Annotated in this window: 21 protein-coding genes; 14 read left to right on the top strand and 7 right to left on the bottom strand. The window is 70.1% G+C overall.

The features are described from left to right. The first annotated feature begins 98 nt into the window (after nucleotides 1-98). Nucleotides 99-1,490 carry a glycine--tRNA ligase gene (locus tag BKH20_RS11700; RefSeq protein WP_075391201.1) on the top strand — a complete coding sequence of 464 codons (1,392 nt, stop codon included), beginning with the start codon at nucleotides 99-101 and terminating at the stop codon, nucleotides 1,488-1,490. A gap of 103 nt (nucleotides 1,491-1,593) precedes the next feature. Continuing rightward, nucleotides 1,594-2,922 carry a YibE/F family protein gene (locus BKH20_RS11705; protein ID WP_075391202.1) on the top strand — a complete coding sequence of 443 codons (1,329 nt, stop codon included), beginning with the start codon at nucleotides 1,594-1,596 and terminating at the stop codon, nucleotides 2,920-2,922. 45 nt (nucleotides 2,923-2,967) lie between these two features. Here BKH20_RS11705 and dusB read toward each other — a convergent pair whose 3' ends face one another. After that, on the bottom strand, nucleotides 2,968-4,272 hold the full coding sequence (dusB, locus tag BKH20_RS11710; protein WP_143225008.1) for a tRNA dihydrouridine synthase DusB: 1,305 nt from the start codon (nucleotides 4,270-4,272) through the stop codon (nucleotides 2,968-2,970). 175 nt (nucleotides 4,273-4,447) lie between these two features. On the opposite strand from dusB, the gene BKH20_RS11715 reads away from it, so the two are divergent. Continuing rightward, nucleotides 4,448-5,176 carry an SDR family oxidoreductase gene (locus BKH20_RS11715; RefSeq protein WP_178388604.1) on the top strand — a complete coding sequence of 243 codons (729 nt, stop codon included), beginning with the start codon at nucleotides 4,448-4,450 and terminating at the stop codon, nucleotides 5,174-5,176. Between the two features lie 86 nt (nucleotides 5,177-5,262). Then, nucleotides 5,263-5,763 carry a SixA phosphatase family protein gene (locus BKH20_RS11720; RefSeq protein WP_081379549.1) on the top strand — a complete coding sequence of 167 codons (501 nt, stop codon included), beginning with the start codon at nucleotides 5,263-5,265 and terminating at the stop codon, nucleotides 5,761-5,763. A gap of 28 nt (nucleotides 5,764-5,791) precedes the next feature. Here BKH20_RS11720 and serB read toward each other — a convergent pair whose 3' ends face one another. Together serB and glgC are read right to left on the bottom strand one after the other, a co-directional pair. Then, nucleotides 5,792-6,502 (bottom strand): phosphoserine phosphatase SerB, encoded by a 711-nt coding sequence (gene serB / locus BKH20_RS11725; RefSeq protein WP_075391204.1) that lies wholly within the window; start codon nucleotides 6,500-6,502, stop codon nucleotides 5,792-5,794. A 98-nt stretch (nucleotides 6,503-6,600) separates the two neighbouring features. After that, on the bottom strand, nucleotides 6,601-7,845 hold the full coding sequence (gene glgC, locus BKH20_RS11730; RefSeq protein WP_070660596.1) for a glucose-1-phosphate adenylyltransferase: 1,245 nt from the start codon (nucleotides 7,843-7,845) through the stop codon (nucleotides 6,601-6,603). Between the two features lie 290 nt (nucleotides 7,846-8,135). On the opposite strand from glgC, the gene glgA reads away from it, so the two are divergent. Continuing rightward, nucleotides 8,136-9,365 (top strand): glycogen synthase, encoded by a 1,230-nt coding sequence (gene glgA / locus BKH20_RS11735; protein ID WP_075391205.1) that lies wholly within the window; start codon nucleotides 8,136-8,138, stop codon nucleotides 9,363-9,365. Between the two features lie 57 nt (nucleotides 9,366-9,422). Here glgA and BKH20_RS11740 read toward each other — a convergent pair whose 3' ends face one another. Next, complete coding sequence (locus BKH20_RS11740) at nucleotides 9,423-10,157, bottom strand: hypothetical protein (protein ID WP_075391206.1); 735 nt, start codon at nucleotides 10,155-10,157, stop codon at nucleotides 9,423-9,425. A gap of 121 nt (nucleotides 10,158-10,278) precedes the next feature. Between BKH20_RS11740 and BKH20_RS11745 the strand changes: the two genes are divergently transcribed. From BKH20_RS11745 to BKH20_RS11760, 4 genes are all read left to right on the top strand, one after another. Then, a complete protein-coding gene (locus tag BKH20_RS11745) occupies nucleotides 10,279-11,100 on the top strand; it encodes an ABC transporter ATP-binding protein (protein WP_075391207.1) in 822 nt (273 codons plus the stop codon). A gap of 106 nt (nucleotides 11,101-11,206) precedes the next feature. Further along, on the top strand, nucleotides 11,207-11,674 hold the full coding sequence (locus tag BKH20_RS11750) for an NfeD family protein (RefSeq protein ID WP_075391208.1): 468 nt from the start codon (nucleotides 11,207-11,209) through the stop codon (nucleotides 11,672-11,674). A gap of 60 nt (nucleotides 11,675-11,734) precedes the next feature. Then, nucleotides 11,735-13,036, top strand: a complete 1,302-nt coding sequence (locus BKH20_RS11755) for an SPFH domain-containing protein (protein WP_075391209.1) — start codon at nucleotides 11,735-11,737, stop codon at nucleotides 13,034-13,036. Nucleotides 13,037-13,181: 145 nt separating this feature from the next. Then, nucleotides 13,182-14,042, top strand: a complete 861-nt coding sequence (locus BKH20_RS11760) for a TrmH family RNA methyltransferase (protein WP_075391210.1) — start codon at nucleotides 13,182-13,184, stop codon at nucleotides 14,040-14,042. A 146-nt stretch (nucleotides 14,043-14,188) separates the two neighbouring features. Here BKH20_RS11760 and BKH20_RS11765 read toward each other — a convergent pair whose 3' ends face one another. After that, nucleotides 14,189-16,330 carry a glucose PTS transporter subunit IIA gene (locus BKH20_RS11765; protein WP_075391211.1) on the bottom strand — a complete coding sequence of 714 codons (2,142 nt, stop codon included), beginning with the start codon at nucleotides 16,328-16,330 and terminating at the stop codon, nucleotides 14,189-14,191. A gap of 375 nt (nucleotides 16,331-16,705) precedes the next feature. Here BKH20_RS11765 and BKH20_RS11770 point away from each other — a divergent pair, with 375 nt between their 5' ends. The 4 genes from BKH20_RS11770 to BKH20_RS11785 all read left to right on the top strand — a co-directional run bounded on the left by BKH20_RS11770 (nucleotide 16,706) and on the right by BKH20_RS11785 (nucleotide 20,790). Then, nucleotides 16,706-17,362 carry a hypothetical protein gene (locus tag BKH20_RS11770; protein WP_075391212.1) on the top strand — a complete coding sequence of 219 codons (657 nt, stop codon included), beginning with the start codon at nucleotides 16,706-16,708 and terminating at the stop codon, nucleotides 17,360-17,362. 48 nt (nucleotides 17,363-17,410) lie between these two features. Beyond that, complete coding sequence (locus BKH20_RS11775) at nucleotides 17,411-19,069, top strand: ABC-F family ATP-binding cassette domain-containing protein (protein ID WP_178388605.1); 1,659 nt, start codon at nucleotides 17,411-17,413, stop codon at nucleotides 19,067-19,069. A 239-nt stretch (nucleotides 19,070-19,308) separates the two neighbouring features. Then, nucleotides 19,309-19,701, top strand: a complete 393-nt coding sequence (locus BKH20_RS11780) for a HesB/IscA family protein (RefSeq protein WP_075371914.1) — start codon at nucleotides 19,309-19,311, stop codon at nucleotides 19,699-19,701. 39 nt (nucleotides 19,702-19,740) lie between these two features. Continuing rightward, complete coding sequence (locus BKH20_RS11785) at nucleotides 19,741-20,790, top strand: FKBP-type peptidyl-prolyl cis-trans isomerase (protein ID WP_075391214.1); 1,050 nt, start codon at nucleotides 19,741-19,743, stop codon at nucleotides 20,788-20,790. 95 nt (nucleotides 20,791-20,885) lie between these two features. On the opposite strand, the gene BKH20_RS11790 is transcribed toward BKH20_RS11785, so the two are convergent. Beyond that, nucleotides 20,886-21,509 carry a superoxide dismutase gene (locus BKH20_RS11790; protein ID WP_070660647.1) on the bottom strand — a complete coding sequence of 208 codons (624 nt, stop codon included), beginning with the start codon at nucleotides 21,507-21,509 and terminating at the stop codon, nucleotides 20,886-20,888. A gap of 181 nt (nucleotides 21,510-21,690) precedes the next feature. Here BKH20_RS11790 and BKH20_RS11795 point away from each other — a divergent pair, with 181 nt between their 5' ends. After that, on the top strand, nucleotides 21,691-22,134 hold the full coding sequence (locus BKH20_RS11795) for a hypothetical protein (protein ID WP_075391215.1): 444 nt from the start codon (nucleotides 21,691-21,693) through the stop codon (nucleotides 22,132-22,134). Between the two features lie 46 nt (nucleotides 22,135-22,180). Here the strand turns inward: BKH20_RS11795 and BKH20_RS11800 are convergent, their stop codons facing one another. Then, nucleotides 22,181-23,818, bottom strand: a complete 1,638-nt coding sequence (locus tag BKH20_RS11800; protein WP_075391216.1) for a DEDD exonuclease domain-containing protein — start codon at nucleotides 23,816-23,818, stop codon at nucleotides 22,181-22,183. Nucleotides 23,819-23,933: the final 115 nt, after the last annotated feature.

Consider the following 23,933-nt stretch of genomic DNA (forward strand, 5'->3'; position numbering starts at 1 on the left):
CGGGCCCCTCACCAACGCTCGGCGCCTGTCCGCCTAGACTGTTCCTACTCGTCCCCACCAACCAGGCGGGACCACGACTACTCCTGAAGGAGCATCCGTTGGCATCCACCCCTTCACGCCTCGACGCCGTCATCAACCTCGCCAAGCGGCGCGGGTTCGTCTTCCCCTGCGGCGAGATCTACGGCGGAACCCGCTCGGCCTGGGACTACGGGCCGCTGGGCGTCGAGCTCAAGGAGAACATCAAGCGCCAGTGGTGGCAGTACATGGTCCGCTCGCGCGACGACGTCGTCGGGCTGGACTCCTCCGTCATCCTGCCGCGTGAGACCTGGGTCGCCTCCGGTCACGTCGGCGCCTTCACCGACCCGCTCGTGGAGTCCCTGCACACCCACAAGCGCTACCGCGCTGACCAGCTCGTCGAGGAATACGCCGCCCGCAAGGGCCTCGACCCCGAGACCGTCACCCTCGACATGGTTCCCGACCCCGTCACCGGCCAGCCGGGCTCCTGGACCGAGCCGCGCGAGTTCTCCGGCCTGCTCAAGACCTACCTGGGGCCGGTCGACGACGAGTCCGGCCTGCACTACCTGCGCCCCGAGACCGCCCAGGGCATCTTCATCAACTTCGCCAACGTCATGAGCGCGGCCCGCAAGAAGCCGCCCTTCGGCATCGGCCAGGTGGGCAAGTCCTTCCGCAACGAGATCACGCCGGGCAACTTCATCTTCCGCACCCGCGAGTTCGAGCAGATGGAGCTGGAGTTCTTCTGCGAGCCGGGCACCGACGAGGAGTGGCACCAGTACTGGATCGACTACCGCAAGGCCTGGTACACCGACCTGGGCATCAGTGAGGACAACCTGCGCCTCTACGAGCACCCCGCCGAGAAGCTCTCCCACTACTCCAAGCGCACCGTGGACCTGGAGTACCGCTTCGGCTTCGCCGGCTCGGAGTGGGGCGAGCTCGAGGGTATCGCCAACCGCACCGACTTCGACCTGTCCACCCACGCCGAGCACTCCGGCAAGGACCTGTCCTACTTCGACCAGACCCGCTCCGAGCGCTGGACCCCCTACGTCATCGAGCCCTCCGCCGGCCTGACCCGCTCGCTCATGGCCTTCCTCGTAGAGGCCTACACCGAGGACGAGGCCCCCAACACCAAGGGAGGGGTGGACAAGCGCATCGTGCTCAAGCTCGATGCGCGCATCGCCCCGGTCAAGGCCGCCGTCCTGCCGCTGAGCCGTAAGGAGGAGCTGACCGGCCCGGCCAAGGAGCTGGCCGCACGCCTGCGCCGCTCCTGGAACGTGGAGTACGACGACGCCGGCGCGGTCGGCCGTCGCTACCGCCGCCAGGACGAGGTCGGCACGCCCTTCTGCCTGACCTACGACTTCGACTCGCCTGAGGACGGGGCGGTCACCGTGCGCGAGCGCGACACGATGACCCAGGAGCGCATCCCGCTCGAGGGTGTCGAGCGTTACCTGGCTGAGCGCCTCATCGGCTGCTGAGCCGCGCCGGACAGTCCGGCAGTCTCGCTGACCCGGCCACCATCCGGGTCCCGCCCCGTGTCCCTGGCTCACGTCAGGGACACGGGGCGGGCATGATGGGACGGTGAGCACCAACTCGACCTCCCCGAGCAACGAGTCCGTCCCCTCCGAGAGCCTTCCCGAGCCGCCGGTCGAGGAGGGGCGGGACAGCAGGAGCCACAACCGTCATAGCCGCAGCGGCCACAGTCACTCCCACTCCGGGCCCCTGGACCTGGATGCGGGGGAGGCCCGCCGGGTGCGGATCGTGCTCGGTGCCATCGTCGGTGCCCTGGTGCTGGCCACCGTCGTCGGACTGTTCGTGCTCTGGCCGGGCAAGAGCTCACTCATCGGCTCGCGCTCCTTCACCGCCGAGGGCGGCTCGGTGGGCAAGGCCACCATCACCTCCACGGACCTGTCGGGCTGTCAGAGCTCGGTGAGCGCCCTGACGGAGGTCAACGGCGTCAAGCCCGAGGAGTTCGCCAAGGGTCACGTGTGCGCCCGCATCACTGAGGGGGAGGGCAAGGGCCTGGTGATGCCGGTCCAGCTGGTGGGCGAGCCCCGCAGGCTCGCCCACGCCGGTGACCGGCTCGTCGTCCTCTACTCGCCCCAGGCCATCCTGTCCGGCTCCCCCTACTCCTTCATCGACTACCAGCGCCAGCTCCCGGTCGGCGCCCTGGCGGTCGTCTACCTGGTGCTCGTCGTCGCCGTGGCCGGGCGCAAGGGTGTCCTGAGCGTCCTGGGCCTGCTGGTGGCCACCGGCGTGCTCGCCTTCTTCATGATCCCGGCGCTCCTGTCCGGCTCCCACCCGCTGGCGGTGACCCTGGTCGGATCGATGGCGATGATGCTGGCGGCCGTCTACGTGGCCCACGGCGTGTCCATCCGCACCACGACCGCCCTGCTGGGAACGACGGCCGGCATCGTGCTGACCGTGCTGCTCGCCCTGTGGGGGACCGGAGCGGCCCACCTGACCGGCGACGTCGACGAGACCGCCCGCCTGCTGGCCTCGCGCACGCACATCGATCTGCAGACGCTGCTGACCTGCGGCATGGTCATCGCCGGGCTCGGCGTCCTCAACGACGTCACCATCACCCAGGCCTCCTCGGTGTGGGAGCTGCACGCCGCCAACCCGCTGCTGTCGCGTACGCGCCTGTTCACCGGCGGGATGAGGATCGGCCGGGACCACATCGCCTCAACCGTCTACACCCTGGCCTTCGCCTACGCCGGCACGGCGCTGCCGCTCATCCTGGCCGCCGCCCTCATGGACCGGGCCGTGCTGGACACCATGCTCTCAGGCGAGATCGCCGAGGAGATCGTGCGCACCCTCATCTCCTCCATCGGCCTGGTCCTGGCGATCCCGGCGACCACGGCGATCGCGGCGGCCCTGTGCCGCGTCACCCCGGTCCTCGACGAGTAGACGGGTAACCGGTGACCGGCCTCAAGGACCCGCGGTGCCGCTGTCTCAGCCGCCGGAGACGTCGGACTCGGCCTGGCTGAGCATCTCGCGGTGGGCCGCATCCAGGGCGGGGGAGTCCAGCCAACCGTCAGGCAGACGGGGAGTCTTGGGGCTGCCGGCCCGCCCCCGGGGACCCTCGACGATGTCACCGGGGTAGTCCACGACCTCGGGCAGGCGCGAGCGCATCCGCTCCAGGCCGGCGTCGAGCTCGTCCAGGGTCCGGATCCCCATGAGGTCAGCGCGCGCCGCGCCGCCGACCGGGTAGCCCTTGAGGTACCAGCCCACGTGCTTGCGCAGATCACGCACCCCCCGGTCCTCACCCATCTCCTCAGCCAGCATGCGCCCGTGGCGGCGGATCACCTCGATGACGGCGTCCAGGTCCGGTCGGGTGCGCGCCGGCGAGCCGTGCATGGCCGACACGATGTCGGCGAACAGCCAGGGCCGCCCCTGGCAGCCGCGACCCACGACGACGCCGTCGCAGCCGGTGACCTCCAGCATGCGCACCGCGTCGTCGCCCAGCCAGATGTCCCCGTTGCCGAGCACCGGCAGGTCGGTGGCCTCCTTGAGGCGGGCGATCTCCTCCCAACGGGCCTGACCCGAGTAGTGCTGGCGCGCGCTGCGGGCGTGCAGGGCCACGGCCGCGATCCCGGCGTTGTCGGCGGCCCGGGCGGCGTCGAGGAAGGTCTCGTGCTCCTCGTCAATGCCCAGACGCATCTTCATGGTCACCGGCACCTGCCTCGCCCGCCCGACGGCGCGGGCGGCGGCCTCACTGGCGCGCACCGCCTCGGTGAGGATCGCCGCCAGCAGGTCGCGCTTCCACGGCAGCGCCGCCCCACCGCCCTTGCGGGTCACCTTGGGCACCGGGCAGCCGAAGTTCAAGTCGATGTGGTCGGCCAGATCCTCCTCCACCAGGATCCGCACCGCGGCCCCCACCGTGGCCGGGTCGACCCCGTAGAGCTGGATGGAACGCACCCTCTCGGCCGGGTCGGTGCGCACCATCGCCAGGGTGCGCTCATTGCGCTCCACCAGGGCGCGGGTGGTGACCATCTCCGTGACGTACAGGCCCGCCGGGGCCAGCATGCCGCCGTCGGGCGCGGACAGCGGGCCGGGGGAGGAGGGCCTCAGCGACTCCGGCAGGGCCGCCTCGGCCATCTCCCGGCACAGGCGGCGGAAGGAGGCGTTGGTGACTCCGGCCATGGGGGCGAGCTCGACGGGTGTGGGCACCACCAACGGTCCGATGCGCAGTGGCGCGGGCGCGCGGCCCGAGGCGCAGGCGTCGGGGAGGCGGGGGGAGGTCTCACTCGTCGTCACCCCGACATGCTGACACACGGCGGGTGCCAGGGCCGTGACCGGCCCCGCCCTGCGGCCCGGAACAGACACAGGTATAGACCACTTGTGAAGGAAGTAACAGGGACGGATCGGTATCGGCGTATGTCGAATCGCTGATGGCGAGTGCTGATGCGCGTTACCTTGTGTGCTTGTGCTGATGAACGAAGAGACCGAGCCGTCGATATCACGTTCCGTCGTCGTGACCGGAGCCTCCCGGGGGATCGGGGAGGCGGTTGCGAAGGCGTTCCTGGCACAGGGCGACCGGGTGGCGGGCCTGTCCCGCTCCGGTGAGGCCCCCGACGGCGCCCTGGCCCTGGCCGCCGACGTCACCGACCCCGACGCCCTGGCCCAGGCCCTGACCGCCGCCACCGAGGCGCACGGCCCCATCGAGGTCCTCGTGGCCTCGGCCGGCATCAACCGGGAGTCACTGGCGGCCCGCACCTCCTCCCAGATGTGGGACGAGGTCATCTCCGCGGACCTGACCGGCACCTTCAACACCGTGCGCGCCGTGACACCGGCCATGATGCGGGCCCGCAAGGGGCGCATCGTCCTGGTCTCCTCGGCCATCGCCGCACGCGGAGGCGTGGGTCTGTCCGCCTACGGCGCCGCCAAGGGCGGTGTGGAGGGACTGACCCGCTCCCTGGCCCGCGAGCTCGCACCGCGCGGCATCACCGTCAACGCCGTCGCCCCCGGCTTCGTCACCACGGCGATGACCGCCTCCCTGCCCGACCGCATCCGCACCGCCTACCTCGAGCAGATCCCCCTGGGGCGCTTCGCCGACGTCACCGACATCGCCGGCCCCGTCCTCTTCCTGGCCTCACCCGCGGCTGCCTACGTCACCGGCGCGATCCTCGGCGTCGACGGCGGCCTGGGCATGGGGCGCTAGGCGCACGGCGGGTCGCGAGATGTCGCCGGGGACCGTATCCGGGCGGTGCCGTGGTGCCGTAGGGTAGAGCTGTGACAACGGATCCCATGCGCCGGCTCGTGCTCGTCCGACACTCCAAGGCCTCTCACGACGCCGTCACCGACCTGGAACGTCCTCTGACCCCCAAGGGCACCGCGCTGGCCGACCTGCTGGCCAAGGAGCTGCGCAAGCGCCTGGAGACCACCGACCTGCTGCTGGTCTCCCCGGCGGCTCGGGCCCGCGAGACCGCCCGCCCCATCCGCGACCGCCTCGAGCCCACCGACACCCTCGTGCGCGAGGAGATCTACAACCTGGGCCCCAACGGCATCCTCAGGGTTCTGGCCGAGGAGGGTGCGCAGGCCAGGACGGTCGTCGTCGTCGGCCACGAGCCCACGATCTCCGTACTGGCCCACATCCTCCACGACACCGACGACGACCTGGCCTCCCAGATCTCCTTCGGGGTGCCCACGGCCACCGCCGTCATCATCGACGTCCCCGGCACCTGGGCGGACCTGGAGCCCAGGAGTGCCCGCATCCGGGAGATCTTCACCGCCCGCAAGCGCGACTGAGGCCGGCCCTGCGAACAACCGCAGCCGGTCAGCCCCCGATCAGCTGTAGGACGGCACGCAGGTCACGCACGTGGATGGCCGCATCGGCCTGCTCGACGACCACCGGCTTGGCGCAGAACGCCACCCCCAGCCCCGCGGCCTCCAGCATGCCCAGGTCGTTGGCCCCGTCACCCACCGCGATGGTGCGCTCCATGGGCACACCGTCCTGCCGGGCCCAGGCGAGCAGGCAGCGGACCTTCTCCTGACGGTCCACGATCCGCCCCAGCACCCGACCGGTGAGACGGCCCTCGACCACCTCCAGGCGGTTGGCCGCCACGTGATCAATGCCCAGCCGCTTGGCCAGAGGCACCACGACCTCCTCGAAACCGCCCGAGACGACCCCCACCCGGCAGCCGCGTGCGTGCAGCGCCTCAATGAGCTCGGCCGCCCCCATGGTGGGACGCACCTCGGCGAGGACCTGTGCGAAGACCCCCTGGGGGACTCCGGCCAGCGTCGCCACCCGCTCGCGCAGGGAGGCCGCGAAGTCCAGCTCCCCGCGCATCGCCCGGGCCGTGACCTCGGCGACCCGCTCACGGGTCCCGGCGCGCTCGGCGATGAGCTCGATGACCTCCTGCTCGATGAGGGTGGAGTCCACGTCCATGACCAGCAGGCCGGGGCCCTCAGTCACTAAAGGGCCCTCGCTCAGCGCCCCGCTGAGGTCCGCGGAGTGGCCGGCACGGTGTCGGGAGGTGTCGCTCATGGCGCCATGCTAGTGGGCGAGCCGGCATGCGAGTACGGCTGCACCGTCGCCCGGAAGCTCGGGCGACGGCGCGCACTGCAAAGGCGGTGAGCCTACGGTCAGCGGGTGACGAGCTGACCCTTGGCCACCACCGTGATGCCGGACTCGGTCACGGTGAAGCCCCGCTCGCGGTCGTGCTCGGGATCGATCCCCACCATGGCGCCCTCCTCGACCTTCACGTACTTGTCCAGGATCGCGCGGTTGACCACGGTGTTGCGGCCCACCTCGGCCCCGTCCATGAGGACGGACTCGCGCACCGAGGACCAGGAGTTGACGCGCACACCGGGGGACAGGACCGAGGAGATCACCTCACCACCGGAGACGATGACCCCCGGTGAGACGATCGAGTCGACCGCGTGCCCCAGGCGCTCGTGGTGGCCGTAGACGAACTTGGCCGGTGGCATCGCGGCCTGGTAGCCGGCGAACAGCGGCCAGCGGTCGTTGTACAGGTTGAACACGGGGGTCACCGAGATGAGGTCCTGGTGCGCCTCGAAGAAGGCGTCCACGGTACCCACGTCGCGCCAGTAGTCGCGGTCGCGCTCGGAGGAGCCCGGGACGTCGTTGTCCTTGAAGTCGTAGACGCCGGCCGCCCCCTGGTTGACGAACCAGGGCACGATGCTGCCACCCATGTCGTGCTTGGAGGTCTCATCGGCGGCGTCGACCGTCACGGCCTCCAGGAGTGCGTCGGCGTTCATGATGTAGTTGCCCATCGAGGCCAGGACCTCATCGGGGGAGTCCGGCAGACCGGGGGTCTCCTTGGGCTTCTCGACGAAGGCCTTGATCCTGCCGCGGTCGGACGGATCGGTCTCGATGACGCCGAACTGGTCCGCCAGGGACCGCGGCTGACGGATGCCCGCGACGGTGCAGGGCAGACCGGAGGCGATGTGGTGCTCCAGCATCTGGGAGAAGTCCATGCGGTAGATGTTGTCCGCACCGGTGATGACCACATAGTCCGGGCGCTCGTCGTCGAGCAGGTTGAGGGACTGGTAGATCGCGTCGGCGCTCCCCAGGAACCAGTGCTTGCCCACGCGCTGCTGGGCCGGCACCGGCGCGATGTAGTTGCCCAGCATGTCGGACATGCGCCACGTCTTGGAGATGTGACGGTCCAGCGAGTGGGACTTGTACTGGGTGAGCACCACGACCTTGAGGAAGCCGGAGTTGATCATGTTGGACAGGGAGAAGTCGATGAGGCGGTAGATACCGCCGAAGGGCACGGCCGGCTTGGCGCGGTCGACGGTCAGGGGCATGAGGCGCTTGCCCTCGCCACCGGCGAGGACGATTGCGAGAACACGAGGTTGAGCCATGTGGCCCACCTTACGTTGCTTGAGAGGCTTATGGGGCCAAACAGATCACAATTCGGGTCGCTCCCGTGTCGGCTCCCGAGTCAACCCGGACCTTTGATCTACACATGCCCCCGCTCAGGGGACCGACGGGACCGTACATGCGAATCGGTGGAAACCACCGGCGCTGAACGGTCCCACCGGGGCCCGTGTGCGTATAACGTCGGGTGTGGCGCCCGCCGCACCGCAGGCGCCCGTCCTGCGCCGAGGAAGGCGCGGTCAGTCCATCCATCAGACAGAGGAGAGGCACACCCATGAGGGTCGACCTGCTGACCAAGGAGTACCCACCCTTTATCTACGGCGGCGCCGGAGTCCACGTCAACGAGCTCGCCAAGGTCCTGCGCCCCCTGGCCGACGTCCGCGTCCACGCCTTCGGCGGCCCCCGCGAGCCCGGCACCGAGGGCGCCGACGACGGCGTCACCGGCTACCCCGAGATCGCCGAGCTCGACGGCGCCAACGCCGCCCTGCGCACCTTCGGAGTCGACCTGGAGATGGCCCAGGGCACCGAGGGAACCGACCTCGTCCACTCCCACACCTGGTACGCCAACCTCGCCGGACACCTGGCCGGCCTGCTCCACGGCGTCCCCCACGTCGTCAGTGCCCACTCCCTGGAGCCCCTGCGCCCCTGGAAGGCCGAGCAGCTCGGCGGCGGCTACGCCCTGTCCTCCTGGGCGGAGAAGACCGCCTACGAGGCCGCCTCCGGGATCATCGCGGTCTCCAACGGCATGCGTGAGGACATCCTGCGCTGCTACCCGGCCGTTGACCCCGAGCGAGTCAAGGTCGTCCACAACGGCATCGACCTCGAGGCCTGGAAGCGCCCGCAGGGCCAGGAGGCCGACGCCGCGGCCTCCGCCACCCTCAAGCGCCTCGGCATTGACCCCGACCGCCCCACCGTCGTCTTCGTCGGACGCATCACCCGTCAGAAGGGCCTTCCCCACCTGCTGCGCGCCTGCGAGCAGCTGCCCGCCGACGTCCAGGTCATCCTGTGCGCCGGCGCCCCCGACACCCCCGAGATCAAGGCCGAGGTCGAGGGCCTCGTGGCCCGCCTGCGCGAGAAGCGCACCGGAGTGGTCTGGATCGAGGAGATGCTGCCGCGCCCCGAGCTCATCGCCGTGCTGGCCGCCTCCGACGTCTTCGTGTGCCCCTCGGTATACGAGCCCCTGGGCATCGTCAACCTCGAGGCCATGGCCGTGGGACTGCCGGTTGTCGGATCAGCCACCGGCGGCATCCCCGACGTCATCGTCGACGGCGAGACCGGCCTCCTGGTGCCCATCGAGCAGGTCCAGGACGGCACCGGCACCCCCATCGACCCGGCCCGCTTCGAGGCCGACCTGGCCGAGCGCCTCACCACCCTGGTCACCGACACCGAGGCCGCCAGGACCATGGGGCAGGCCGCTCGACGCCGCGTCGAGGAGCACTTCGCCTGGGAGGCCATCGCCCAGCGCACCATGGACGTCTACAACTGGGTCCTGGCCCAGGGCTGAGCCGGACGGCTCCCGCTCGGTGACCCCACCGATACGCCACCGAGTGGCGCGCCCCCTCTACCGGGCCCACCACTCGGTGGCCGCAGCGGCGCCGTGACGCGCCACCGCCAGCAGTGGACGCAGGACGTCGGCCCGCCGCCGCGCCTGCAGGGCGGTCGTGGCCGCGCCGTCGTCGTCCAGGGCCAGCTCGCACATCCCCGCCAGCCGCAAGGAGCGCTCCAACAGCTCCCGATCACGGCGCTTCAGCCACGGCGGCATGAGCCGCGGATCCACCACCGCGGTGAGCAGGTCATTGAGGGCGTCGGCCAGCTCCGGGCGCTCACGGGCCAGGTCGAGCTCGATGAGCGCCTCGATGGCCTCCTCGGTGGCGGTGTGCACCTGCCGGCGGGCGTGCGCCGCATCCAGCGGGGGCAGCGTGCCGCCCATGGGCTCGGCGCGCCAGGTCACCGAGGTTCCGGAGTCCTCAGGAACCAGCAGCACCCGGCCGGCTGTCCCCTCCAGCACGACGCCCTCCTCGATGTCGGGCAGGAGCCCCCAGGTGCCGGTGCCGCCGGCCGGTGAGGGCAGGACCGCGCTCACCCGGCTCAGCGGGCGGGCGGCGGTGAGCCACTGCGCCAGGCTGACGCGTCCTGGATCGTCGGCGGCGCTCGGCGTGTCCGAGCCTCCGGTGACGACGCTGTCGATGACGTCATGGGCGCCGTCGGGGCCTTCCACGAGTGACAGGCCGTGGGAGGAGGGCGATGGTGCCCACAGGGCCAGTACGATGCTGACAGGCGGGTTGAGGGGATCCATGGGGGCCAACCATAGTGAATGGCAGCGAGATGGGCCCCGGAGGAGAGCGGGCCGCAGACGGGTCGCGGCTCTTGCTGCGCATCTGCCCGGCGTGAACTCGGCGCCACGATAGGATCACCCCATGACCAGTGTCCTGCACCTCGACGACGTCTCGCTGCACCGCGGCAGTCACCAGATTCTCAGCCACGTCAGCTGGAGCGTGGAAGAGGGTCAGCACTGGGTGCTGCTGGGGTCCAACGGCGCGGGCAAGACCACGATCGCCAGGATCGCCTCGGCCAGACTCTTCCCCTCCTCCGGCACGGTGGACATCCTTTCCGAGCGGCTGGGGCGCGTGGACGTCTCCGAGCTCCACCCCCGTATCGGCCTGTTGTCGTCGGCCCTGGCCGCCGATGTCCAGAGCGGCGAGAAGGTGCTCGGTGTGGTCCTGTCGGCCTCCTACGGGCGCATCGGACGCTGGCGCGAGGAGTACGACGACGTCGACGTCGAGCGCGCTCACGCCCTGCTGGGCGCCCTGGGGGGCGCTCACCTGGTCGACCGGCCGTGGGGAACACTGTCGTCGGGGGAGCGCAAGCGCGTCGAGCTGGCTCGCGCTCTCATGCCGGACCCGGAGATGCTCTTCCTGGACGAGCCGGCCTCGGGTCTGGACCTGGCCGGCCGTGAACAGCTCCTGGCGGCGCTCACCGAGATCATCTCCTCGCCCGACTCGCCCTCCATGGTCCTGGTGACTCACCACCTGGAGGAGATCCCGGAGGGCTTCACCCACGCGCTCACGCTGCGCGAGGGCAAGGTCGTGGGCGCCGGCCCGCTCAATGAAGTCCTCACCGCGGACACGATCAGCACGACCTTCGGCATGGAGCTGGAGGTCACCCATGACCGCGGCCGCTACTCCGCCAGGGGGCGCCCGGCCGGCCATGGCAGGCGCGTCGCCGAGGCCAGGGGCTGACCACCGGTTCCGGGCGAGAAGGCCGCCTTGGACTGTATCGATCCCTGATCGGCCCTGCCCGGTATACGATCACATCCTCACCAACCGCGTTCATCAGGAGGTTCTCATGGAATGGCTGCTCTGGGTCGGAGGGGCGTTGCTCCTCATCGTCATCGAGACGATGACAGCCGACCTCACCTTCCTCATGATCGCCGGCGGCGCGCTGGGAGGAGGCCTGACATCCTTCCTCGGCGGGCCCGTGTGGGCGCAGGTCGTGGTCTTCGCCTGCGTCTCCACCCTGCTTCTGTTCGCCGTGCGTCCCTGGGCCAAGCGCCGCCTGGCGGCCGCCACCCCGCAGATGAAGACCAACGTCGACGCCCTCATCGGTCGGTCTGCCGTCACCATTACTCCTGTTGACCGTGAAGGCGGGCGGGTGCGCCTGGGCGGTGAGGAGTGGAGCGCCCGTCTGGCTCCCTCCGCCCAAGGGGGTGAGCCTCGCCTGGAGGCCGGGGTGGGTGTGACCGTGACTCAGATCGACGGGGCCGTGGCCGTGGTCGCCCCGGTGACGGCCTCCGCCGCTGCGCCCGCATCCTGACGTTCCCGGCGTCGGCCCCAACCATTCTGACCATCCGTTCAACCCTGCAGGAGGAACCTCGTGCCCTTCGTCTCCATCATCTTGCTTCTCGTGGCCGTGCTGGTCATCATCGTCATCTTCCGGGCGGTGCGGATCGTCAAGCAGAGCACTGCGATCATCGTTGAGCGCCTGGGGCGCTTCCAGGCGGCTTACGGCGCTGGAATGCACTTCCTGGTGCCCTTCATCGACCGGGTGCGCAACATCATGGACCTGCGTGAGCAGGTCGTCTCCTTCCCGCCTCAGCCGGTCATCACCTCCGACAACCTCGTCGTGAGCATCGACTCGGTGGTCTACTACCAGATCACCGACCCCATGCGCGCCACCTACGAGATCTCCAACTATCTGCAGGCCATTGAGCAGCTGACGGTCACCACGCTGCGCAACGTCGTCGGCTCGATGGACCTGGAGCAGACGCTGACCAGCCGTGACCAGATCAACGGCCAGCTGCGTGGCGTCCTGGACCAGGCCACCGGCCGTTGGGGCATCCGCGTCAACAGCGTGGAGCTGAAGTCCATTGACCCGCCGGCCTCCATTCAGGGCTCCATGGAGCAGCAGATGCGCGCCGAGCGTGACCGCCGTGCCGCGATCCTGACGGCTGAGGGTGTCAAGCAGTCCCAGATCCTCACGGCCGAGGGTGACAAGCAGTCCGCGATCCTGCGCGCCGAGGGCCAGGCGCAGTCCGCGATCCTCAAGGCTCAGGGTGAGTCGCGCGCCATCCTCCAGGTCTTCGACGCCATCCACCGCGGTAACGCCGACTCCAAGCTGCTGGCCTACCAGTACCTCCAGACCCTGCCCAAGATCGCCAACGGCTCCTCCTCCAAGATGTGGATCGTGCCTACCGAGTTCACGGCGGCGCTCGACGGCATCGCCGGCGCCCTGGGCGGTGGCAAGGACGGCGGCCCCGGCGGCGGTGTGAACGACTCCGACGACGACGCCGCTCGTCCCGGTGTCGACCTTTCGGGCAGCGAGCTCGACCTGGGCATCGCCTCGGACCTGGCCAGCACCAGTCTCCAGGCCCCCGAGGAGGCCCTCGCCCAGGCCCGTGGCGAGGTCGAGTCGGCCTCCCAGGAGGCCAGTGAGGAGCCCGCATCCAAGGCAGGCGTCTCCCCGAAGGCTCCCGCGGATAAGGCCGACGGCGGGGCCACGGTGAGTGTCCCGACCTCCGACGGCGTCGAGGGGACTCACACCGCGCACGGAAACCACGTGGCCGACCCCGAGGAGGTCCAGCCCGGTTCCGTGCCCCCGCGCGGTGGTTACGGCATCCAGGCCCAACCCGGCTACGGCACGCCTCCCGGCGCGCCCCAGGGTCCCTACGGAGCCTGAGCCGGCTTCCTTGACGCCCGTTGGGAACCACAGGGCCCCAGGGCACTCGCTGCGGCGGGAGGAGTGGGCGATCCACGATGATCGGCCTATTCTTCCCGCCGTACTGCTGTACTGAACGGGTTAAGCCCCAGAAGGTGACGAAGCGATGATCATTGAGCTGTCCGACGGCGCCGATGAGCGCCTGGCGGACTACACCAGGCTGACGGACGTGGCGCTGCGCCGTCGGCTGGAGACCCAGCGGGGCCTGTACATGGCCGAGTCCTCCAAGGTCATCACACGCGCCGTGGCCGCCGGGCACGCCCCGCGCTCCTTCCTCATGGCCCCGCGCCACCTCGATGAGATGCGGCCGGTCATCGCCTCCGCGGCCGGCTGCGGGGGCAGCGACGACGGCGGTGAGGTCCCCGTATTCGTCGCCCCCGAGGAGGTCCTGGAGTCCATCACGGGCTTCCACCTGCACCGCGGTGCGCTGGCCGCCATGAACCGGCCCGAGCTCGCCGGTGTTCCCGAGCTGCTGTCGGCCGCCCGCGGGGGAGCGGGGGCCAGGAGAGTCGCGATCCTGGAGGACCTGGTGGACCACACGAACGTGGGGGCGGCCTTCCGCAGTGCGGCCGCCCTGGGGATCGACGCCGTCCTGGTCACTCCGCGCTGCGCGGACCCCCTCTACCGGCGCAGCGTGCGCGTCTCCATGGGCACCGTCTTCCAGGTCCCCTGGACCCGGATCGAGCACTGGCCCGCCATGGACGAGCTCCACGAGCAGGGCTTCACCGTGGCCGCCCTGGCACTGTCGGACACCTCCGTGACCCTGGACGAGTTCGCGGCCTCACCGGCCTGTACGGCCCCGGACTCGCGGGTCGCCGTCATCCTGGGCACGGAGGGCGACGGGCTGTCCCACCGGACCATCACCGCAGCCGACGAGGTGGTGCGCATCCCCATGGCCGGGGGAGTGGACTCCCTCAACGTGGCGGCAGCGGCCGCCGTGGCCTTCTGGGCGCTGCGTCTGCCCTGACCTGAACCCGCAACGTCCGGGGCCGCCGGTGAACACCGGACGAACAGCAGGTGAGCAACACGGTGGGGGCCGGATCCGTCCGTCGACGGATCCGGCCCCCACCGTTATGTCTGCAGCCGATCAGGTCGGCGGCGTCAGGTCAAGGCTCAGGCCTCAGGTGCGGTGACCTTGATGAGGGCCTCGCCGGGCTCCACCGAGTCGCCGCCGACGACCTCGACCGAGGCGAAGGAGGCGGTGTTGGTGACGAGCACTGGCGTGGTCAGCGGGTAGCCGGCCTGCTCGATGACGGAGCGGTCCACGCGGACGAGCTCCTGGCCCGCGCTGACGCGGTCGCCCTGGGAGACCTTGACGTCGAAGCCCTTGCCCTCCAGGTTGACGGTGTCCAGACCCACGTGGATGAGGATCTCCACGCCGCTGTCCAGGGTGATGCCGAAGGCGTGCCCCGAGGACGGGGCCACGACGACGGTGCCGTCGGCCGGAGCCGTGACGACGATGTCGCCCTGGGGCTCCAGACCCACGCCCTGACCGACGGCGCCCGAGGAGAACACCGGGTCGGGGACCTTGTCCAGGTCCATGGTCGTGGCCTTGAGCGGTGAGGCGATCTCAGTGACCGCGCCGGGAACGAGAGCCGGCTTGGGAGTGGGGGCCTTCGCAGTCCGGTCACCCTCCTCCACGGGCGCAGCCGCCGCAGCGGCGGCCTTGGGTGCCTCAGAGGCCTCGGTCGGAGCGGAGGCAGTGGCGCTGCCGGTCTTGGCGGTGCCCGCTGCGGCGAGCGCCTCGGCCCGCTCCTCCTTGGTGCGGTAGCCGAAGGTGACGATGAGGAAGAAGGAGGTGGCGAAGGCCGCGGCGACGGCGATGCCGTAGAGCCACATGGGGTTGAAGACCGGGATGGTCAGCAGCGAGGTGAAGGCGAAGGTCGTGGTCGTGACACCGTTGATGCCTCCCAGCATGCTGCCGATGCCCTCGACGAGGCCGCCGACGGCACAGCCGACGAGCATGAACGGGTAGATGCGCTTGAAGCGCAGGTGGATACCGTAGAGGCTCGGCTCGGAGATACCACCGAGCAGGCCGGCGAAAAGAGCACCGGTGGCGGTCTGGCGCATCTCGTTGTCCTTGTCGCGGATGGACCACACGAGGACGGCGGCGGTGGCGCCGAAGCAGGCGAAGTTCCAGGCGCCCATGGGACCCTGGATGAAGTCGGTGTGGTGCGTGGCCTCGGAGGCGATATTGGCCAGCATGAGGGCGTTGAGCGGCCAGTGCAGGCCCAGCGGCACCAGGAAGGGGTAGACCATGGGGATGAGGATCGCGAAGATGATCGGGGCGTGAGAGTTCAGCCAGAACAGGGCCGTGCCCAGGCCGGTACCGATCCACACGCCCAGGGGGCCGATGAGGAAGGCCGTCACCGGCATCATGATGACGAAGGACAGGAAGGGCACGAAGACCATCTGCACGTTGGACGGAACGATCTTGACCAGTCCCTTGTAGACCAGGGCCAGGATGGCCACCATCATGAGGGGGACGAAGACCTGACCGCCGTAGTCGTTGAGCTGCATAGGAATGCCCGCGACATGCGCGACACACAGGTCCTTGTCCAACGTGGCGTTGTGGACGCAGTCAATCACGCCCTTCTTCTGGAGCACCTTGTCGCTCAGGAAAATGTACTCCGGCGTGAGCAGCGCTGCCATGATTGCTGTGCCGACCCAGGGGTCGATCTTGAGCTTCTTGGAGGCGTTGTAGGCCACCATGATCGGCAGGAAGTAGAAGACGCTGCGGAACATGGCATCGACGAACAGCAGCGTGACCGGCTTGTCCGCGTTCTCCGCGTGGGTGTTGATGAGGCCGAAGGCCTCAAAGATCGCCTCACCCGCGATAATGAGGGAGGCGCCCAGCAGCACCGGCAGCAGGGGGCGGAAGGAGTCGGACAGGTACTCGAAGAAGGCGTCGACGTAGGCGTTCTTGCCGCGGGCCTTGGCCCGGACAGCGGCCTTGACGTCGGCGTCGGACTGGCCTGGGCCGGAGGAGCCGCCCTGGCTCTTCATGGCCGGCAGGTTGTTGATCTCGTCGTACACGCTCTGCACGGCACCACCGATGACGATCTGGTAGCGGTCCCCGGACTGGGGGACGGCGCCCATGACGCCCGGGATGGCCTCGACGGCCGCCTTGTCGATGCCGGACGCGTCCTTGAGCTCGAAGCGCAGTCGGGTGGCGCAGTGGGTGAAATGGATGATGTTGTCGGCGCCGCCCACGGCGTCGAGGATTGCCTCAGGGGTTGAGGTCGTGGTTGCCATTCGGGCCCTTTCCTACTGAGCGAGGGTGACGCGGACGGTGGACGCACCCCAGTGCGCTCCGAGTCCCCGACGAGCTCGCTCTCGGTGGTGGGATCTGACACCTCCTGCGCCACGTGGGCGCGAAGAAGGTGGTTGAGGACGAGGGTACTGTCTTATGGCTCAGAACTAAAAGGGAACAGCCCGTCTGGATGGCGCCGCTGCCCTTCTCAAGACGGCCAGTGGCCGCGAATCTGCGCGACCCCGGTATCCACCGCCAGGTGTTTGCGCAGTTGAGGAGGGTTGTGCGCACAGGCGCTCAGGCCAGTGGGTGCATCGGCGGAGCGGGTTCTGCACGCTCGAGGAGCACCGACCCCGCCTCAAGCGAAGGAGCTCGACATGAGTGCGCAGGCCTCCCTGGCCGCACAGCCCGCATTGCCGGTCCTACCGAACATCCCGGTTCGCCCGCCCACCACGACTCCGCCTCCCGCCCCGTCCCCGACCGCCGTGCCCGATTCGCCGCGCCTCTACGGTCCACCCGGGTGGACGGTGCGTATCGGCCTGTGGCGCCTGCTTGAGCCGTGGCTCGATGCTCCGCGCTGCCTGCCGGGGGAGAGTCCACTGCGACTGGATGCCCTGGGCGCCCCGGTGAGCGACTACGTGCCCTTCCGCGGGATGGACGCCGCCACGGCGGCCGACCTGCTGTGCCGGCTGCCGGGTGCGGCACTGAGCGACCGTCAGAACCTCGCCCCGAGCCTCAAGACGTTGCTGACCGCCTGCGCTGGGGCGGACGGGCAGGTGCGCTTGTGCGGATACGGCATTGGTCCCCAGCGGGAGGACGAGCGTCTGAGCGTCGAGGCCCTGTGGGTCGCCGACGCCGACCTGCAGGGCTACGAGGTCCTCTCCGAGCACAGCCGGGACTGCCAGTGCTCCGCGCTGTGGGAGCGGGTCAAGGAGCGCTACGAGCTCGACACCGGGTGCGTGCCCGACGACATCGTGCGCACCCGCCCAGAGTGGGCCGGCGGCGCCGTCGGCTGGTGGATGTGGTGGGACTGATAGGTCCGTTGCGGCGGGCAGCACCGGCGGGCCCGTACCATGGCGCGCGTGATCAATGTCCAGGACCTCACCATGCGTATCGGTGCCCGCCAGCTCGTCGCTCACGCTGGCTTCCGGGTCGACAAGGGGATGCGCATCGGCCTCGTGGGCCGTAACGGCGCCGGCAAGACCACCATGACCAAGCTGCTTGCTGCCGCCTCCGTGGCCCAGGGCGCCGGCCGCGCCGTCAACGACGCCGATGAGCGCCACGGGCTGGAGGCCGTCGAGCACGAGGGCACGATCACCTGCACGAGCTCGGTGGGCTACCTGCCCCAGGACACCAAGGTCGGGGACCTCAGCGAGATCGCCCGGGACCGGATCCTCTCCGCCCGCGGCATCGACGCGCTCCTGGCCCGCCTCCGCAAGGCCGAGGAGCGCATCGCCGTCACCGAGGGGGAGGCCCAGGCCAAGGCCCTGGACCGCTATACGCGCCTGGACCACGAGTTCACCATGGCCGGCGGCTATGCCGCCGCCTCCGAGGCCGCCCGCATCAGCGCCGCCCTGGGCCTGCCCGACCGCATCCTGGACCAGCCCATCGGCACCCTCTCCGGTGGTCAGCGCCGTCGGGTCGAGCTCTCCCGGGTCCTGTTCCAGCAGCCCGACACGCTCCTGCTCGACGAGCCCACCAACCACCTCGACCACGACTCGATCCTGTGGCTGCGCGACCACCTGCGCACCTACTCCGGGGGCTTCATCGTCATCAGCCACGACGTCGAGCTCCTGCGCGACACCGTCAACCAGGTCATGTACCTCGACGCCGGCCGCGGGGTCCTCGACGTCTACCACCTGGGCTGGGACGCCTACCTCAAGCAGCGCGCCGACGACGAGCACCGACGCCGTCGGGAGCGCGCCAACGCCGAGAAGAAGGCCGCCGCCCTGCGCGCCCAGGGGGAGAAGATGCGGGCCAAGGCCACCAAGGCCGTGGCCGCCCAGCAGATGCTCAAACGGGCCGAGCGCCTCATGGCCGACTTGGAGGACGAGACCGCTGTGGAGAAGGTCGCCCACCTGCGCTTCCCCGACCCCGCCCCCTGCGGCAAGACCCCGCTGCGCGCCGCCGGGCTGTCCAAGGCCTACGGTTCACTGGAGGTCTTCGCCGGCGTGGACCTGGCCATCGACCGTGGCAGCCGGGTCGTGGTCCTGGGCCTCAACGGCGCCGGCAAGACCACGCTCCTGCGCCTGCTCGGCGGGGTGGAGGAGCCCGACTCCGGTGAGGTCATCGCCGGCCACGGCCTCAAGATCGGCTACTACGCCCAGGAGCACGAGACCATCGACACCGCGGCGAGCGTCGTGGAGAACCTGCGCCGCGCCGCCCCCGGCATGGACGACACCCAGGTGCGCAGCGTCCTGGGCTCCTTCCTCTTCTCGGGCGCGGACGCCGACAAGCCCGCCCGGGTCCTGTCCGGCGGGGAGAAGACCCGCCTGGCCCTGGCCATGCTCGTGGTCTCCAGCGCCAACGTCCTCCTGCTCGACGAGCCGACGAACAACCTCGACCCCGCCAGCCGCGAGGAGATCCTCGGGGCGCTGGGCACCTTCGCCGGTGCCGTCGTCCTGGTCACTCACGACGAGGGCGCCGTCGAGGCCCTCAACCCGGACCGGGTCCTCCTGCTGCCCGACGGCGACGAGGACCTGTGGGGGCCGGAGTACCTCGAGCTGGTGGCCCTGGCCTGAGGGTGAGACCGTCACCCTCCCTCACGGCCCTGGGCGATGCCGTCGGACACAGTGAGTCCCCTCACCCCGGCTCCGCGGCGGGGACCGCGTAGGGTTGTCACCAGGAACAAGGCGTCCGGATGGAGTGTTGGCTCCAGTGGATCCTGAGGGCTCCCGTCATGAGGGCCGCGGCAGGACCTTCAGCGGTGCCACCCGGAGCGCCGCAGACGAACGTAGGCATACCAGACCAGGAGATGACCATGGCAGAGACCGCCCTGACCGACACCACTGACACCCAGACCCCCGAGCACGAGGTCATCCTCACCGAGACCGCCGCCGCGAAGGTCGCCAGCCTCCTGGCCCAGGAGGGGCGCGACGACCTGCGCCTGCGCGTGGCCGTCCAGCCCGGCGGCTGCTCCGGTTTGGTCTACCAGCTCTACTTCGATGAGCGTCTCCTGGACGGTGACGCCGTGCGTGCCTTCCCCACCGGCAGTGACGAGATGTCCAGCGTTGAGGTGGTTGTCGACCGCATGAGCGTGCCCTACCTGTCGGGCGCCACCATCGACTTCGCCGACACCATCGAGAAGCAGGGCTTCACTATCGACAACCCCAACGCCGCCGGAAGCTGCGCCTGCGGCGAGTCCTTCCACTGATCCCTCCCGCGCAGGCCCTCCCTCACGCAAGGAGCTCATGTGCGCCGCACATCCCTGACCCTGACCGCCTTGGCTGCGGCCGCCTGCCTCGCGCTGGCCGGCTGCTCGGGGGCGTCCAAGAACACCTCTGCCACGTCGTCGGCCTCCAGGGCCGCGGCTTCCGAGACACCGGTGCCGGCGGCCACAGCGCCCGTGGACTGCTCCACTGTGACGATCGACTCCGACTCCGAGTCGCTGCCGGCCATCGGTGGTGACGCAGGCAAGCAACCCACTGCGACCTGGAAGGAGGGCGCGCAGGCGCCTAAGAACCTCACTGTCAAGACGCTGACGAAGGGCAACGGGGCCGAGATCGACGCCGCCGGCGTGGTCAAGGCCAACTACACGGGCTGGCAGTGGGACGGCACCGATCCCTTCGACACCTCCTTCAAGAGCGGTGCTCCGGTGACCTTCCCGCTGGGCAACGTGATCCAGGGGTGGAAGTGCGGCCTGGCCGGCCACCACGTGGGTGACCGGGTCGTCATGTCGATCCCCCCGGAGCTGGCCTACGGCAACAAGGCGGCCCAGGACGCTCAGGCCGCCCAGGCCGGCGGCGCCCAGCAGGGGCAGCAGAAGCCGGCCGGGACGCTCGTGTTCGTCGTCGAGATCGTCGACGGCGTCAGCGGCAAGATCTCCGGCGGCTCGGCCTCGGCCACGATGGAGGGCGAGGAGGCCGTCAGTCAGCGCGGCATCACAGTCAGTGGGGAGCTCGGCCAACCGGCGAAGCTCTCCATCGGGGCCGACGCCACCCAGCCGACCAAGGCCGAGGTCATCGTACTGGCCCGCGGCTCCGGTCCGGCCATCAAGGAGAGCTCCACGGCCGTGATGAACATTGCCGGAAACTACTGGGACGGCTCCCACCCCTCCAACACCTGGGAGCAGCACGCCGCCGAGCCGATCAACATGGTTCAGGCACAGCAGTCCTTGCCGGGACTGATCGGCGTGCCGGAGGGCTCCCGGATCGTGGTGCTCATGCCTCCGATCCAGGCAACGGGGCAGCAGCAGGGTGTCCCGGCGTCGGCCTATGTCATGGACGTTGAGAAGGTCCTCTAGCAAGACTGCTCGGCACCTACCGGACATGGCTGTGGCCCGCACCCCGTGAAGGGACGCGGGCCACAAGCCTGTGCGGCGCGTGTCCGGGCTGAGTGTCAGCGAACGATGAGGCCCTGGGTCTTGGCGACGGCGTCGGCCAGGCGCTCGGAGACGTCCTGCCAGTTGGCGATGTTCCAGACGGCCTTGACGTAGTCGGCCTTGACGTTGAGGTAGTCGAGGTAGAAGGCGTGCTCCCACATGTCCACCATGAACAGCGGGATGGTGCCCACGGGCACGTTGCCCTGCTGGTCGAAGAGCTGGAAGGTGACCAGCTTTCCGGAGAGGGAGTCGTAGGCGAGCACGGCCCAGCCCGAGCCCTGAATGCCCAGGGCCGTGGCGGTGAACTGCGCCTGGAACTTCTCGAAGGAGCCGAAGGAGTCCTTGATGGCCTCGGCGAGCTCGCCCTCGGGCTGGCCGCCGCCGTTGGGGGAGAGGTTCTTCCAGAAAATGGAGTGGTTGGTGTGGCCGCCCAGGTTGAAGGCCAGGTTCTTCTCCCACAGGTTGATGGCGGCCAGGTCGCCGGCCTCGCGGGCGGCGGCCAGGGCCTCCAGGGCGGCGTTCGCACCGGCGACGTAGGCGGCGTGGTGCTTGTCGTGGTGGAGCTCCATGATCTTGCCGGAGATGTGGGGCTCCAGGGCGGCGTAGTCGTAGGGGAGGTCGGGAAGGGTGTACACGGCCATCAAGGACTGCCTTTCGGTGGGTGGAGGTGGCTTCAGTCCCGTCTCAACAGGGCTCGTTAGGACTGAAGTCCTGGACATGGCTCATGCTAGACGCGGCGCTGGAAGAGGGATAGTGAGCCTGCGTGTGATTACACTGACCGCGGAAACACTGCCGTCCGTACCCGTCCACGAAGGATCCGCTATGACCGACCAGGCTGCTTCCGCCCGCCTCGAGCTTCTCGTCTTCTCCAACGACGCCACCGTGCGCCAAGAGGTCATCGACGGTGTCGGACGCCGACCGGCCAAGGGCCTGCCACTGGTGAGCTGGACCGAGGCGGCCACCGCCGAGGGCGTACGCATGGCCATCAAGGACCGCGAGAAGGAGGACCAGCCGCCCTTCGACGCACTGGTCCTGGACGCCGAGGCCAAGAAGCTCGGCGGCATGGGGCTGGCCCACGAGCTGTTCATCGAGCTCGACGAGCGCCCCGCCGTCGTCCTGCTGACCGCCCGCCCTCAGGACGACTGGCTGGCCGCCTGGGCCAAGGCGGAGGTCGTCGTGCCCCGCCCCCTGGACCCGCTGAGCCTCCAGGAAGGCGTCGCCAAGGCCCTCACCGCCCGCCGCGGCACCGTCACCCCCGCGGGCTGAGCCGGGCGCCGGCCGCGCGGAGGCGACCTGCTCACGTGCGGCGTCGTCACTCCTGCGAGGCCAGGACCTTGCGGTGGCGGGCAGCCGCACCGATCGGCCACGTGAGCACCGCGGGATCGCCGTCGACCTCCACGATGCGGGCGCCCTCGTCCAGGACCCAGTCGGCCAGCAGGCTCGTCTCCTCAATGCTCGCCACCTCACCGACGCGGCCGGGCCGCTCAACAACCCGGGCGCTGGCGCGCAGCAGCTCGACGGCGGGGCGCGGGTCTGCGCCCGGCGCGGTCGTCATGGAGCCGGCCAGCACGCCCCAGCGCACCACCACCAGCTCCCAGCCGCCGACCTCGCGCCGGCGGGCCGCCATGAGATGCGGGCAGGCCAGCAGGGGCCGCACCCGCTCGGCCCGATCCACCGCGCGCAGCAGGCAGCGCAGGCGGCCCGTCCAGGTCCCGGCCTCCTCATAACGCTCGGCCCGAGACAGCGCCGCGATGCGCTCCAGCAGGGGAGAGGCCACCAGGTCGACCTCGCCCGACAGGCAGGCCAGCACCTCGGCCGGCTCAGCCGGGACGTCGTCGTGGCGCACCCGCCGCAGCTCGCGCCCGTCCCAGCGGCCCAGACGCAGCACCGACTCGGCGGCCCGCAGGGCCTCCTGGCCCCTGCCGCGTGAGGCGAAGGGGCCCACCGCATGGCCGACCTCCTCCGTGGGCAGCACGGTGGTCAGCGCCAACCGCGGCTCGGCCCCCGGGCCCGAGCCCTGGGTCAGGTGAAGCCAGGGGCGGCGGCGCGGGGCCCGGGAGCGGCGGTTGACCGGCGGGTCGAGCTCGGCGATCATCCGCAGCTCGCGCACCCGCGCCTCAATGAGCGTGGGGGTGGCGATGTGCCGCACGCTCACGGTGGTGTCCAGCATCTGGGCCACCTGGCGGCGCTTCTCCGCGGCGGTGAAGTAGGAGCGCACCCGGCGTCTGAGGTCCACGGCGCTGCCCACGTAGAGCACCTGGTCGGCCGCCGAGCGGAACTGGTAGACGCCGGGGCAGCTGGGCAGGGAGTCGGCCAGGCGGCTCTTGGCCCGGCGCCTGGCCGGAACCGGGTCGGAGGCGGTGGCCAGGTCCTCCAGGTGCGTGACGCCGAGCGGTGCCATGACCTCCAGGGCGGCGTGCAGCACGTCCACGGTGGCGCGCGCGTCGTCCAGTGCCCGGTGCGTGGGACGGGTCTGGGAGCCCACGAAGGCGGCCAGCGTCCCCAGCTTGTGGTTGGGCACCTCGCTGCGGGTCCAGGCCTTGCGGGCCAGCGCCAGCGTGTCCAGCACGCGGGGCTCGGGCCACTCCAGGTCTAGGGCCGCCGCGGCGCCACGCAGGTGACCGACGTCGAAGCGGGCGTTGTGAGCCACGAGGACGACGTCGTCGGCCAGCAGATCCACCCAGGACAGGAAGGCCTCCACGCAGGTGCGCACGCCGGGGGCGCCGGCCACCATGGCGTTCGTGATGCCGGTGAGCATGGTGATCTGGGCAGGGATGGCGACGCCGGGGTTGACCAGGGTGGAGAACTCCGCCAGCACCTGCCCGCCACGCACCTTGACGGCCCCGATCTCGGTCAGAGAGCGAGCGCCCGGCGCCCCGCCGGTGGTCTCCAGGTCCACCACGACGAAGGTCGCCCGCTCCAGGGGCGTGCCCATGTCGGCGAAGGACACCTGGGTCCCGATGGTGCTTACGGTCGCAGGCTAGAGGATGGCAGTGACATGCATCCTCGCCGGCAGTCGGGAAGTCGGTGCGAGCAGGGTGGGAAGCACCCTAGAATCATCCTCA

The sequence above is a fragment of the Actinomyces oris genome (assembly GCF_001937445.1).
Classification (GTDB): Bacteria; Actinomycetota; Actinomycetes; order Actinomycetales; family Actinomycetaceae; genus Actinomyces; species Actinomyces acetigenes.